This window comes from Streptomyces sp. NPDC059994 (assembly GCF_042737755.1).
Lineage (GTDB): Bacteria > Actinomycetota > Actinomycetes > Streptomycetales > Streptomycetaceae > Streptomyces.
Map to the genome: position 1 here is coordinate 34,847 of NZ_JBHWUR010000055.1, position 13,328 is coordinate 48,174.

11 protein-coding genes and 1 tRNA gene are annotated in these 13,328 nt (G+C 71.8%); 4 read left to right on the plus strand and 8 right to left on the minus strand.

Annotated elements, in window-relative coordinates:
• Positions 1 to 105: 105 nt before the first annotated feature.
• Together ACFWA7_RS24740 and ACFWA7_RS24745 are read right to left on the minus strand one after the other, a co-directional pair.
• Positions 106 to 2,262 carry a restriction endonuclease gene (locus tag ACFWA7_RS24740; RefSeq protein WP_385547541.1) on the minus strand — a complete coding sequence of 719 codons (2,157 nt, stop codon included), beginning with the start codon at positions 2,260 to 2,262 and terminating at the stop codon, positions 106 to 108.
• 93 nt (positions 2,263 to 2,355) lie between these two features.
• Positions 2,356 to 2,432: transfer RNA gene (locus tag ACFWA7_RS24745), tRNA-Thr, on the minus strand.
• 207 nt (positions 2,433 to 2,639) lie between these two features.
• Here ACFWA7_RS24745 and ACFWA7_RS24750 point away from each other — a divergent pair.
• The 3 genes from ACFWA7_RS24750 to ACFWA7_RS24760 all read left to right on the plus strand — a co-directional run bounded on the left by ACFWA7_RS24750 (position 2,640) and on the right by ACFWA7_RS24760 (position 5,212).
• The gene (locus ACFWA7_RS24750; protein ID WP_385547544.1) at positions 2,640 to 3,785 is read left to right on the plus strand and encodes an ABC transporter ATP-binding protein; all 1,146 of its coding nucleotides are present in this window, start codon (positions 2,640 to 2,642) and stop codon (positions 3,783 to 3,785) included.
• A 246-nt stretch (positions 3,786 to 4,031) separates the two neighbouring features.
• Positions 4,032 to 4,442, plus strand: a complete 411-nt coding sequence (locus tag ACFWA7_RS24755; protein WP_371653435.1) for a hypothetical protein — start codon at positions 4,032 to 4,034, stop codon at positions 4,440 to 4,442.
• 38 nt (positions 4,443 to 4,480) lie between these two features.
• Positions 4,481 to 5,212: an NDP-sugar synthase gene (locus tag ACFWA7_RS24760; protein ID WP_385547547.1), complete on the plus strand. Its 732-nt coding sequence runs from the start codon at positions 4,481 to 4,483 to the stop codon at positions 5,210 to 5,212.
• 427 nt (positions 5,213 to 5,639) lie between these two features.
• On the opposite strand, the gene ACFWA7_RS24765 is transcribed toward ACFWA7_RS24760, so the two are convergent.
• The 6 genes from ACFWA7_RS24765 to ACFWA7_RS24790 all read right to left on the minus strand — a co-directional run bounded on the left by ACFWA7_RS24765 (position 5,640) and on the right by ACFWA7_RS24790 (position 11,929).
• Positions 5,640 to 7,184, minus strand: coding sequence for a DoxX family membrane protein (locus ACFWA7_RS24765; protein WP_385547550.1), 1,545 nt, complete (start codon positions 7,182 to 7,184; stop codon positions 5,640 to 5,642).
• Between the two features lie 103 nt (positions 7,185 to 7,287).
• Complete coding sequence (rlmB, locus tag ACFWA7_RS24770; RefSeq protein ID WP_385547552.1) at positions 7,288 to 8,247, minus strand: 23S rRNA (guanosine(2251)-2'-O)-methyltransferase RlmB; 960 nt, start codon at positions 8,245 to 8,247, stop codon at positions 7,288 to 7,290.
• Between the two features lie 119 nt (positions 8,248 to 8,366).
• The gene (gene cysS, locus ACFWA7_RS24775) at positions 8,367 to 9,764 is read right to left on the minus strand and encodes a cysteine--tRNA ligase (RefSeq protein WP_385547555.1); all 1,398 of its coding nucleotides are present in this window, start codon (positions 9,762 to 9,764) and stop codon (positions 8,367 to 8,369) included.
• A gap of 170 nt (positions 9,765 to 9,934) precedes the next feature.
• Complete coding sequence (gene ispF / locus ACFWA7_RS24780; protein WP_385547557.1) at positions 9,935 to 10,474, minus strand: 2-C-methyl-D-erythritol 2,4-cyclodiphosphate synthase; 540 nt, start codon at positions 10,472 to 10,474, stop codon at positions 9,935 to 9,937.
• Positions 10,464 to 11,201, minus strand: a complete 738-nt coding sequence (gene ispD / locus ACFWA7_RS24785) for a 2-C-methyl-D-erythritol 4-phosphate cytidylyltransferase (protein WP_385825235.1) — start codon at positions 11,199 to 11,201, stop codon at positions 10,464 to 10,466. The genes ispF and ispD overlap by 11 nt, the downstream gene beginning before the upstream one ends.
• A gap of 245 nt (positions 11,202 to 11,446) precedes the next feature.
• Positions 11,447 to 11,929: a CarD family transcriptional regulator gene (locus ACFWA7_RS24790; RefSeq protein ID WP_120722213.1), complete on the minus strand. Its 483-nt coding sequence runs from the start codon at positions 11,927 to 11,929 to the stop codon at positions 11,447 to 11,449.
• 629 nt (positions 11,930 to 12,558) lie between these two features.
• Between ACFWA7_RS24790 and ACFWA7_RS24795 the strand changes: the two genes are divergently transcribed.
• Positions 12,559 to 13,230 (plus strand): DUF461 domain-containing protein, encoded by a 672-nt coding sequence (locus ACFWA7_RS24795; protein ID WP_385547563.1) that lies wholly within the window; start codon positions 12,559 to 12,561, stop codon positions 13,228 to 13,230.
• Positions 13,231 to 13,328: the final 98 nt, after the last annotated feature.

The following is a 13,328-nucleotide window of genomic DNA, read 5'->3' on the forward strand; positions in this document are numbered from 1 at the left end:
GCGGGAGCGGAGCCCCCGCCCGGGGTCCGGGGCGGCACCCCGGGCGGACTCCCACGCTCATCCCCGCCGTCCCCGGGGGGTTCAGGAAAGGGGGCGGGGTGGGGCCTACTCCACCTCGATCCCGAAGTCCCCGATCAGCTCCTCCAAGCCGCCCCGGTACCCCCGTCCGCCCACCACGAAGTCCCAGTCGTCGCCCGACCGGCGTCGGAACGAGCCCAGGACCAGGGCCGTTTCGCCGGTGCGGCCGTCCGAGACCTCCAGGCGGTCCAGTTCCGTGCCCGCCGCGTCACGCAGGCGGATGCCCGCGTCCGTGAAGCCGGCCAGGTCCGCGTCCGGGTTCGCCTCGGGGTCGACCGAGGCGACCAGGACCAGGCGGTCCGCCCGGGGCGGCAGGGCGTCGAACGCCACCCGGACCGCCGCCCGGTCGCCCAGCGCTCCGGGCACCATCCGAACCGAACCCCCGGGTATCTCGCGGTTGTTGAAGAAGACGAAGTGGTCGTCGTCGAGCACCCGGCTCCCGGCGCACACCAGCGCGCACACGTCCAGGACGACGGACCCGGTCCACGTCATGCCCAGGACGTTGAAGTCGGAGTCGGCGGAGTCGGCGGACTCGTCGGCGTCCGGCAGGTCCACCGGCACTCCCGCCGAGACGTCCACCAGCGTGTCCGGGATCGTGTCCGAGGGGCCCCGCTGGGCCGGCACCGGGCGCTCCCCCAGCCGGCCCCGCAGCCCGCACTCGTGCAGCAGGTCCACCAGCTCCGCCCCGGACACCAGCGTCAGCGGCTTGCCCTGGGCGAAGGCGTACGAGCCGGGGCCGAAGCCCGATGTCGTCACCAGGACGCCCTTGTTGGCCCCGGCGCCCTGGACCGTGCCGTACAGGTCCCGGACGGCCGTCGGCGGGACCGTGTTGCGGTAGCGCTTGACCTGGACGATGATCCGGCCGCCACTGATCGGGTCGGGGTCCACCGCCTCCACGTCCACCCCGCCGTCGTTGGAGCGCTGCGTGGTCACCGCCCCCATCCCGCGCGCCCGGAACAACTCCGCCACCAGGGACTCGAATTCGATCGGGTCCATCAGGAACAGGTCCGGTTCGGTGGAGTGCGAGGAGTCGGCGCCGTGCGAGAGGACGCCCGAGCCCACGTCCTCCGGGCGGCGCACCGGGCGTACCGCCGTCCGCTGGTCGGGGCGGGCCGACAGCTGGCCGCGCACCGCCTCCACCAGGCAGTCCACCGCGCTCACCTGCGTCAGGTTCAGGCCCTGGAACGCCGGCCGGTCCACCATCACCGTCGCCAGGAAGATCTCCGCCCGCCGGCCCGTCGCCGGGTCGACGTCGTCCACGAAGCCGTTGAGCGCCACGGACTCCAGTACGCCGAACTCGTCGGCCGCGAACAGGTCCCGCACCACCAGCAGCACACTCTGCGCCAGCGCGTCCCGGTACAGCGCGCGCCGCTGGGAGACCGGGCGGGCGGACTCGCGCTCCTCGTCCGTACTCGCCACGTACCGCACGGACTTGGCCGCCGGGACCACGTCGAGCGCGGGCAGCTCCCAGTCGACCACCAGCTGCCGGGCACCCCGGTCGTACGCGCACGACACCTGGCGGGGGAAGCCCTCCGGCCACGCCGACGCCGCGTACAGGGCCGCCGAGAAGTACTCGACGACCGCGTCGGGCTCGCCCGCCCGCAATCCGCTCACCAGGTCGGCCACACCCGCGTTGTGGCCCCGGACCTCGGCGAGCTGCCCCTGGGCCCACGACTCGTACCGCGCCCGGTAGTCGGCGAGGTGGCGGCGCCGCTCGGTCTCGGCCAGCTGCGCGGCGTCCCAGTCCCGCTGGTAGGCGGCCTGCGCCTCCTGCTGGGCGTGGGCGCGGCGCCAGCCGCCCTGGGCCTGGTAGCGCGCCGGGTCCGGCATCGCCACCGGCTGCGCCAGCGCCCCGGGCGCGAACGGCTCGACGGCCTCCTCCCGCAGCAGACCCGTCGTACGGAACGGCGGCTCGGCGCACCCCGCCGCCAGCAGCCCCGTCAGCGCCTCCACGCGCGCGTCCAGCTCCTGCGAGCGCTGCCGGGCGTCCGCCTCCCGGCTCTGCCGGTAGGCCGCCCGCTGCTCGCGGTGGACCCGCGCGGCATCCCGTTCGTACTCCCGCTGCTGGCGCTCCCGCTGCCGCTGCTGCTGGACCGACGCCCGGTGCTGGGCCTCCTGCTGGCGCTGCTGCTGCCGCTGCGCCTCCGCCCACACCCCGGCCAGCCCGCTGGAACGACGACTCATACGACTCCCCGACCCCCTTTTCCCTCACACCCCTTGAAACACAATTGTCCCGGACCAGGAAGGTCCGGGACACGGTGTTACGCGGTGTTTCGGTGGAGCCGCCTGTCGGAATCGAACCGACGACCTCAAGATTACAAGTCAAGCGCTCTAGCCAACTGAGCTAAGGCGGCAGCGTGTGCGATCGCACCCCCACGCGAGGGCTCCCTCACTCTACACAGAGCACGATCGGGAGCTCCAGGAAGTTCCCCTCTCCCACCTGCTGACAGATCGGACATCGGCGGGTAGCGTCTCCGGCAGCCCACTCAGGTGGACTACACCACTTCTCCCTCTACTCGGATCGTCCGGCACGTTCCTGCCGGTGAAGGGACAGGTCTCCCATGGCCACTGTCACGTTCGACAAGGCGACCCGGATCTACCCGGGCTCCACCAAGCCCGCGGTCGACGGGCTTGAGATCGAGATCGAGGACGGCGAGTTCCTCGTCCTCGTCGGCCCCTCGGGCTGCGGAAAGTCCACCTCCCTGCGGATGCTCGCGGGCCTGGAGGACGTCAACGGCGGAGCCATCCGCATCGGTGACCGCGACGTCACCCACCTCCCGCCGAAGGACCGGGACATCGCGATGGTGTTCCAGAACTACGCGCTGTACCCGCACATGTCCGTCGCCGACAACATGGGCTTCGCCCTGAAGATCGCCGGGGTCAACAAGGCGGAGATCCGCAAGAAGGTCGAGGAGGCGGCGAAGATCCTCGACCTCACCGAGTACCTGGACCGCAAGCCCAAGGCGCTCTCCGGCGGTCAGCGCCAGCGCGTGGCGATGGGCCGCGCGATCGTCCGCGAGCCGCAGGTCTTCCTGATGGACGAGCCGCTGTCGAACCTCGACGCCAAGCTCCGCGTCTCGACCCGTACGCAGATCGCCTCGCTCCAGCGCCGCCTCGGCATCACCACGGTGTACGTCACCCACGACCAGGTCGAGGCCATGACCATGGGCGACCGCGTGGCGGTCCTCAAGGACGGGCTGCTCCAGCAGGTCGACTCGCCGCGCAACATGTACGACCGCCCGGCCAACCTCTTCGTCGCGGGCTTCATCGGCTCCCCCGCCATGAACCTCGTCGAGGTCCCGATCACCGACGGCGGAGTGAAGTTCGGCAACAGCGTGGTCCCGGTGAGCCGCGAGGCCCTGTCCGCGGCCGCCGACAGGGGCGACCGCACGGTGACGGTCGGCGTGCGCCCCGAGCACTTCGACATCGTCGAGCACAACGGCGGTGTGGCTGCGTCCTTGGCGTCTCTCTCGAAGGACTCCGACGCGGAGCCGGCGGGCCTCGCGGTCACCGTGAACGTGGTGGAGGAGCTCGGCGCCGACGGCTACGTGTACGGCACGGCCGAGGTCGGCGGCGAGCAGAAGGACCTCGTGGTCCGCGTGAACGGCCGCTCGGTCCCCGAGAAGGGCACCCAGCTCCACGTGGTCCCGCGCCCCGGCGAGACGCATGTCTTCTCGACCTCGACGGGCGAGCGCCTCAGCGACTGACGTACGGCGGCACGTCAGCCGGCCCCGCACCCACCTACCGGGGTGCGGGGCTCTTCATATGCCGAGCTCTTCATTTGCCGAGCTCTTCTCTTGCGGGGCCCGGCGGGCGGCTGTCGACAAATACCCCGGCAGACCGCCCATTTCGAACTGCGTTCGTCAACACGGAATTCGAAACGCCCCTCGAACCATCCCCCGACCGGGTGACTGAATGTCGCCAAGTCATCACCCCCCGCTACGCTCGCCTCCGTGACGCACACAGCCCGCCGAATCGGCCGCACCCTAGCTCTCGTCCTGCCCGTCGTCCTCGTCCTCTCCGGGACGCTCGCGGTCACCCGGGTCAACTGGGCCGGGACCAGCGACTCGCAGCTGCTGACCGCCTCCTCCGAGGACGTCTCCGTACGCGCGAAGCCGCGCACCCCGCAGGACCTCCTGCGCGACGCGCTCCTCGTCGAACTCCAGGAGAAGGACCCCGGCACCGCCCTCACCCACCTCCAGCGCGAGGTGGAGCGGCGCCCCTCGCTCGCCCAGCACTGCATGTCGATCGCGCGGGCGCTCGGACGGGCCGCCGTGGAGCAGTACGGGCCCGTGAAGGCCCAGTCGTACTCGCGCCCCGTCTGCGACACGTCGTTCGCGTCGGGCGTGGCCCAGGAGTCCTGAGCGACCCCGGCTCCGCCGTACCGCTTATCGTTCACCGCATGACTGCGAGCACGACTTCGACCTTCCCGACGCAGGCCGTGGTCCTGGCGGGCGGCCAGGGCTCACGACTGCGTCCGTACACCGACGACCGCCCCAAGCCGATGGTCGAGATCCCGGGCACCGGGACCCCGATCATCGGCCATCAGCTCGCCTGGCTGGCCGCGGAGGGCGTCACCGACGCCGTGATCTCCTGCGGCCATCTCGCCGGTGTGCTCCAGGAGTGGCTGGACTCGGCGGATCTGCCGCTGCGCGTCACGACGGTCGTCGAGAACGAGCCGCTGGGGCGGGGCGGCGGCCTCAAGTACGCGGCCGCGCACCTGCCGCACCCCGATCAGCCGTGGTACGCCACGAACGGCGACATCTGGACGCGCTTCTCCCTGCGCGAGATGGCGTCCTTCCACGGCGAGCGCGACGCGACGGCCACGCTGGCGCTGGCGCGTCCGCGGATCCCCTGGGGCGCCGTCGAGACGGACGCCTTCGGCCACATCACGGACTTCATCGAGTCCCCGCCGTCGCCGTACCTGATCAACGCGGGCGTGTACGTGTTCTCGTCAGCCTTCACCGCTCTCCTCCCCGACCGGGGCGACCACGAGCGCACCACGTTCCCGCGCCTGGCCCGCGAGCGCCGCCTGGCCGGCTATCCGCTGCCGCACGGGGCGTACTGGCGCGCGATCGACACGGCGAAGGACCTGACGGAGGCGGCGAAGGAACTGGCGGCGGGCGGCCACTGAGGGGTTTTGGCCCCAGGTGGTTCTCCCGGGGGCTACGCCCCCGTGCCCCCGGGCGGGGTCGCGCCCCTGCACCCCTGCTGGGGCTTCGCCCCGGGACCCCGCTCGTCTGCGGGTGGGTGGGGGCTGGTCGCGCAGTTCCCCGCGCCCCTGAAGGGCGGGAGCTACGCTCCCTGCCCCCCGCTCCTCAAACGCCGGAGAGGCTGGAGGTGGCTGAGGGGCGCGGGGAACTGCGCGACCAGCCACACACAGCCCGCAGCCAAACAGGGGGCCGGGACGAAGCCCCACAAGATGCGGGGGCCGCAGGCCCCGCAACGGGGTCCGAGGGAGCAGCCCCCGGGAAACCTCCGCCCCTCCCCCACCCGGAGGCCACGCGGCGGAGCCGCACATGTCACAGCGGGAAGGGGCGGGGCGGGGGAACAAAGCCCCGTCAGCCCAGCAGCCCACCGATCGGGTTCCGGTTACCCCCCGTAGACCCCGTCCCCCCCGACGGAGTCGACGCACCCCCCGTAGACGTCGGCCCCGAACTCGTCGACGGCGGCGCCGCCGGCGCCTGGTGGCGGGACGGCGGCGGCTTGTGGCCCGTCGTGCCCTGGGACGTCTGGCTCGGCACACCCCCGACCGTCCCGGGCTGCCGTACCGCCTTGGACGCCGCCCGCTTCGACGGCTTCGCGGACGGCTTGGCCGACCCGCTCGCGGACGGCTTGGGCGAGCCGGGGCGCCGTACGACCGGAGCGTGCGGCGTGGGCGCCAGCGGGGTGCCCGGCAGGTAGTTGGTGGGGTCGGAGTTGGGCCCCGGGACCGTCACCATCTCGGTGGAGCGGACCGCGCCGCCCAGGAGCGAGCCGATCAGCAGTGTCAGGCCGACCAGGACCGTCGCCATGACGGTGCCCCGCCGCAGCACCCGCCGCCGCAGCTCCCACAGCGTGGAGCGCGGGCCGAGGCGCCGCCAGGCCTCGCCGGCGAGGCGGGCGTCCAGCGAGTACACCGGCGCGCCCGCCGTGATCAGGGGGGACCAGGCGGCCAGGTAGATGAAGTCCGGCGCGTCGTACGCCGGGACCGTCTGCCAGCTCACCGTCAGGAGCAGCGCCGCCGACAGCAGCGCCCCGAACACCGCCGCGATCCGCTGCCACAGGCCCATCATGGTCAGTACGCCCACCACGATCTGGACGAAGGCCACCGACAGGCCCGCCCCGACCGGGTGCTGGAGCGCGAAGTCGCGCAGCGGCTCGGCGAGGCCCCACGGGTGCAGCGAGTTCAGCCACTTCATCATCGAGCCGCGCTCGCCGCCGTCGAAGTAGACGGGGTCGCAGAGCTTGCCCATCCCCGCGTACACGGAGATGAAGCCGAGGAAGACGCGCAGCGGGAGCAGGACCACGCCGAGGTTCATCCGGCGGCCCGGGTAGTACGCGTGCCGCACCTGGTCCACGCCGTGCCGCTGCCCGCGTGTGGCGGGGCCGTCGGGCACGTCGGACCCGCCGAAGGCGTCGCCCTCGTAGCCGCGCTCGAACTCGTCGAAGCCGCCGCCCCCGTACGCCCCTTGGGCGTATCCGTGCGGGCTCTGGCGGACCGCCTGGAGCAGGGCCGACTCCGCACCGCCGCCGGAGTCCGCGAGCGGCGAGCGCGGGCCCACCACGACCGGCGTCGGCCTGGTGTCCTCGCCGGTGCGCGGGATGACCTGGGTGGCGCCCGCGTCGAGCCCCGTGCCCGGCGCGTCCAGGCCGCGCACCGCCTGGAGCAGGCCGGTCGCCCCGGGCGCCGCCCGGCCGGTCCACACCACCGGGGCCCGGCGGCGGGCCGTCCGCTGCCCGGCCGGCATCCTCGCCAGGCGCTTCGGCTGGGCCTTCGGGGCGAAATGCACCCGGAAACTGGCGTGGTTGACGATGACCTGCGCGGGGTCCGAGTCCACCTTGACCATACTCAGGGCAGGCTGATCGTCGAACCCGGGCCGGGGCGTTCTGGTGTCCACACTCATCTAACCGAGTGATGGAGGTTTAGGACACTGCCTTGACGGGCCCGATCTGTCCGAGGCCCGTCAAGATCACCTACGCCGGACGGGCGTCAGGCGTACGGGGGTGTCAGCCCTTGCGGCGGCGCGCCGCCTCGTACAGCACGATGCCCGCCGCGACACCGGCGTTCAGCGACTCGGCGCCGCCCGGCATCGAGATCCGCACCCGGTAGTCGCAGGTCTCGCCGACGAGGCGGCCCAGGCCCTTGCCCTCGCTGCCGATGACGATGACGACCGGGCCGCCCAGCGCCTCCAGCTGCTCGACCGTGTGCTCGCCGTCGGCCGCCAGGCCCACGATCGTGACCCCGGCCTTCTTGTACTCCTCCAGGGCGCGGGTCAGGTTGGTGACGCGCGAGACCGGCGTACGGGCCGCGGTGCCCGCCGAGGACTTCCAGGCGCCGGCCGTCATACCGGCCGCCCGGCGCTCGGGCACGACCACGCCGTGGCCGCCGAAGGCGGAGGTGGAGCGGACGATCGCACCGAGGTTGCGCGGGTCGGTGACGCCGTCGAGGGCGACGATCAGCGGCTCGTCGTGGTTGTCGTACGCCGCCTCCAGGAGGTCCTGCGGGTGCGCGTACTCGTACGGCGGGACCTGGAGGACCATGCCCTGGTGGTTGAGGCCGTTGGTCATCCGGTCGAGCTCGGCGCGCGGGGCCTCCATCAGGTTGATGTTGCCGCGCTCGCCCGCGAGCTGGAGCGCGTCGCGCACCCGCTCGTCGTTGTCGATGTACTGCTGCACGTACAGCGTGGTCGCCGGGACGCCGTCGCGCAGCGCCTCGAAGACCGGGTTGCGGCCGACGACCATCTCGGACGTGCCCTTGGGGCCGCCGCGGCGCGGGGCCGGGCGGCGGGTCGCCGCCTGCTTGGCCTTGGCGGTGGCGATGCGGTTCTTCTTGTGCTTCTTGCGCTCCTCCGCGGGCGGCGTGGGGCCCTTGCCTTCCAGACCCCGGCGCCGCTGGCCACCGCTGCCGACCGTCGCGCCCTTCTTGTTGGACGTGCGGCGGTTCCTGCGCTGGCTGTTCCCGGCCATGACCTACCTGTTTCCGTGATTCTGCGACCTACGGGGCGTCGTGGCGTCCGTGGGTCCTGCGTACGTACGTATATGAAGTGTGCCGCGCAGTCGCCCGGGCGGCACATCGCGCTTCCCCGTCAGCGGGGGCCGAGGGTCCAGCGGGGGCCGCTGGGGCTGTCCTCGATGACCAGGCCGGACTGGGTCAGCTGGTCGCGGATGGCGTCCGCGGTGGCCCAGTCCTTACGGGCGCGGGCCGCCTCGCGCTGTTCGAGCACCAGCCGTACGAGCGTGTCGACGGCCCCGTGCAGATCTTCGCCGCGGTCGGCCTCGCCCGCCCAGTGGGCGTCCAGCGGGTCCAGGCCCAGGACACCGAGCATCGCACGGACCTCGGCGAGCCGGGCGACGGCCGCTTCCTTGTCGTCGGCGGCCAGTGCGCTGTTGCCCTGGCGGACCGTGGTGTGGACGATCGCCAGGGCCTGCGGGACGCCCAGGTCGTCGTCCATCGCCTCGGCGAACGCGGGCGGGACCTCGGCCGCGGGCTCGACCGCGCCCCCCGCCTTCTCGACGACGCGCTGGACGAAGCCCTCGATGCGCGCGAAAGCCGACTCGGCCTCGCGCAGGGCCTCCACGCTGTACTCGATGGTCGAGCGGTAGTGGGGGGTGCCCAGGTAGTAGCGCAGGACGATCGGGCGCCACTGCTTGACCATGTCGGAGACGAGGACCGAGTTGCCGAGCGACTTGGACATCTTCTCGCCGGACATGGTGACCCAGGCGTTGTGCATCCAGTACGCGGCGAACGCGTCGCCGTACGCCTTGGCCTGGGCGATCTCGTTCTCGTGGTGCGGGAAGATCAGATCGCGCCCGCCGCCGTGGATGTCGAAGGCGCCGCCCAGGTACTTGTGGGCCATCGCCGAGCACTCCAGGTGCCAGCCGGGACGGCCGCGGCCCCAGGGCGTCTCCCAGTCGGGCTCGCCCGGCTTCGTCGCCTTCCACATGGCGAAGTCGCGGGGGTCGCGCTTGCCCGCGACGCCCTCGTCGGGCTGGAGCAGGTCGTCGATGTTCTGGTTGGACAGCTCCAGATAGCCGGGGAAGGAGCGCACGTCGAAGTAGACGCTGCCGTCCGCCTCGTACGCGTGACCGCGCTCGATCAGACCGCGCATCATCTCGATCATCTCGGGCACATGCCCGGTCGCCCTCGGCTCGTACGTGGGCGGCAGGCAACCCAGCTCGTTGTAGCCGTCGTTGAAGGCGCGCTCGTTCTCGTATCCGATCGACCACCAAGGGCGGCCCTGCTCGGCCGACTTCGCGATGATCTTGTCGTCGATGTCGGTGACGTTGCGGACGAACGTGACGTCGTAGCCGCGGTATTGGAACCAGCGGCGCGCGATGTCGAAGTTCAGGTAGGAGCGGACGTGCCCGATGTGCGGGGCGGCCTGCACGGTCGCGCCACAGAGGTAGATCGAGACACAGCCCGGCACGAGCGGGGTGAAGTCACGGATCTGCCGGGCGCTGGTGTCGTACAGGCGAATAGTCACCACTCCAGGGTAGTGGGCCCGTAGCAGTGCCCCGCGACCCTCGGGCCACCGGGCACCGAAGTGTGACAGAAGCTTTTCCGGCGGGCTTTGCGGCGGGCTTTGCGGCAGGCTTTCGGGCGAGCTTTACGGCGAGTATCCGCCGAGCTTTTCCGGCCGCCGCCGGAAGGTGTTCATCCGGTCCGGTACACCAGCGCCGTGGCGATCGCGGCGAGGCCGTCGCCGCGGCCGGGGAAGCCCAGGCCGTCGGTGGTGGCGCCGGAGACCGAGACGGGCGCGCCGACCGCGTCCGAGAGCACCTTCTGCGCCTCCTCGCGCCGCTTGCCGATCTTGGGGCGGGGGCCGACCACCTGGACGGCCACGTTGCCGATGCCGAAGCCCGCGGCCCGGACGATCCGCGCGGCCTCGGTGAGGAGCGTGACGCCGGACGCGCCGGACCACTCGGGGCGCCCGGTGCCGAAGTGGGCGCCGAGGTCGCCGAGGCCGGCCGCGGAGAACAGGGCGTTGCAGGCGGCGTGGGCGACGACGTCGGCGTCGGAGTGGCCCGCGAGGCCGGGGCCCTCACCCTCCCAGAGCAGGCCCGCGCACCACAGCTCGCGGCCCTCCTCGAAGGCGTGGATGTCGGTGCCGATGCCCACCTGCGGCAGCATCCATTGCGGGCTGCCGCCGGGGGCCGCGACCTGCTGCTGTGCCGGAGGCGCCTCAGAAGCCATCGTTCGCCCTCCTGCGGGCCAGGACCGCCTCCGCCAGGACAAGGTCCAGCGGGCGGGTGACCTTGAAGGCCTCCTCGTGGCCGGGGACGACCACGACCTTCAGGCCCAGCCGCTCGACCATGGACGCGTCGTCCGTGACGTCGCCGGTGACGCTCTCGTGGGCGCGCACCAGGGTGGCGTGGTCGAAGCCCTGCGGGGTCTGGACGGCGCGCAGCCGGGCACGGTCGGGCGTGGCGAGCACCGGCTCGGGGGTGCCGTCGGCGTGCGGCTCGACCTCCTTGACGGTGTCGGCGAGCGGCAGCGCGGGGACGACGGCCGGGGCCCCGTCCCGTACGGCCTCGATCACCGCGTCGACGGTGTCGACCGGCACCAGCGGGCGGGCCGCGTCGTGGACGAGGACCACGTCGATACCCTGCGGGAGCGCGTCCAGGCCGAGCCGGACGGACTCCTGGCGGGTCTCGCCGCCGGGCACCACGAGGAAGTCGGTGCGGTCCGGCAGCGCGTGCTCGGCCAGCAGGTTCTTCACCTCGGTGGCGCCGTCGGGCGGGGCCACGACGACGACGAGCGAGACGGCGCGGGAGGCGGCCATCGCCCGTACGGCGTGGATGAGCATGGGCGTGCCGTTCAGCGTGCGGAGCGCCTTGGGGGCGCCCGGGCCGAGCCGCACGCCGCGGCCGGCCGCGGGAATCACGGCGGCCGTGCGGAAAACGCGCGTTTCCTCAGACAAGGTTTGTGTCCTTCGGCGACATGGGTATGGCCTCAGCAAGCTGGCTCAACGCCCTGACCGGCCCCTTCCGTGACGACCGGTCGGGCACTCCGCCCGGCCCGGCACGCCGCTGCGGGTGCCGGGCGTACGAATGATGTCCGAACATGCCGCAGCGCCCGGCGACGCAGCAGTAGGTTCACTGCTGGTCAGCGGGCACCGCGGCAATGCTGGTCCTCCGGGAGGCGAAGCCCCCGGACTTACCAGTGTCAGGACGCGAGGACCTCGTCGAGAAGGGCCTCGGCCTTGTCTTCGTTGGTGTTCTCAGCGAGTGCCAGCTCGCTCACCAGAATCTGGCGCGCCTTGGCGAGCATGCGCTTCTCACCCGCGGAGAGTCCGCGCTCGCGCTCACGACGCCACAGGTCGCGCACTACTTCGGCGACCTTGATGACATCGCCGGAGGCGAGCTTCTCAAGATTCGCCTTGTAGCGACGGGACCAGTTGGTGGGCTCTTCCGCAAACGGTGCACGCAGCACCTCGAAGACCCGGTCCAGCCCGTCCTGCCCGACCACATCGCGTACGCCTACGAACTCCGCATTGTCCGCGGGTACGCGTACCGTCAAGTCGCCCTGGGCGACCTTGAGCACCAAGTAGGTCTTGTCCACGCCTTTGATCTGGCGAGTCTCAATGGCCTCGATCAGCGCGGCCCCGTGATGGGGATAGACCACGGTGTCGCCAACCTTGAACGTCATGTGACAGGTACCCCTTCCGTGGCTATCCAGGGTAACACGAGAACAGCCTGTTCTGAATGGCGTTTTCGCAGGTCAGGGCATATCTCGGGGCTTGACAACAGCAACAGGAACGTGCTGCGGAGGGCTCACGGGAGGGGGTATTCGCAGGTCGGAGCGGCTGTTCGGGGGCAGGGAAACATGCCCGTCACACTCTTCGCAACCCCCCTCAAGTGGTCTAAACATCCCGTTTTGTCGGGTTCCAAGCGGTGAACTTCCACTGCTCCGTTCGGTGATCGGTCACCCGTTCGGCGTGACCGGGACTTTTTCGTGAATTGATCAACGGACCCGGGCCGGGGGGTTTTCGGTAAGGAATACGTGGCGGTCCGGAGAATTGATCACCGGCGATATGTGAACGGCGCGCGAAACACCGAGATCAGAGCGGGTGCGGACGTCTCACGGGGGTTCCGGGGAGGGTTCTGGGGGCGCGCTCGGCGGATGCGGGGCGAACGGCGTACGGGTCCGGGCGCGGCGGACCCGCGCCGAGGGGCGGGTCGGGTGCGGGCTCGTGGGGACGGCTCGGTAACCTAAGCCAGCTGACACAGACTTAGCCGTCCTTTAGATGTCCTTACGTCCAAGGAGTTGCCGCCGCCGTGAGCCGCAGCCTTCGACGCGGCGCCCTCGCCGCCTCTGCCATCGCGTTCTCGCTCGCCTCTCTCGCCGCATGCTCGGCGGGCAACGACGCGCAGACGCTCGAAGTGAAGCCGGACAACGCCGCCGTCAAGGTGGGTGACATCAAGATCCAGAACGCGACCGTCCTCACGCAGCCCAAGGCCGACGCGGCCGGGCCCGCCGTGATCACGGCGACCGTGTTCAACAACGGCGACAAGCCGCAGACGCTCGACGCCGTCAAGCTCGCGGCCTCGGGCGCCACGGTGAAGCTCTCCCCCGGCAAGGGCCAGAGCGGGCTCACCGTCCCCGCGCACGGCTCGCTGCTCCTCGGCGGCAAGGACAACGCGTCCGCCGTCGTGGAGAACGGCAAGGAGGCCGCCAAGAACGGCGACGCCCAGCCCGTCACCTTCCAGCTGAGCAGGACCGGCGGCGTGACGCTGCGCGCGTTCGTGGTCCCCGCCACCAGCTTCTTCGAGGGCTACGGCCCCAGCGAGCTCCCCAAGCCCCCGGCGGCCACGCCGGGCGCTCCGGGCGGCGCCCCGTCCACGACGCCGGGCGCCCCGGCGAGCGGCAAGCCCTCGGGCAAGCCGTCGAACACCCCCGGCAAGGGCGGCAAGCCGTCGGGCACGGCGAGCACGGGTGCGGGTCACTGACGTACGCAGCTGTACGAGGAGGGGCCCCCGTCGATGTGCGGGGCCCCCCCCCGTCCGTTACCGCCGTGCCGCGGCGGACGGGCCGTAACGCGCATCAC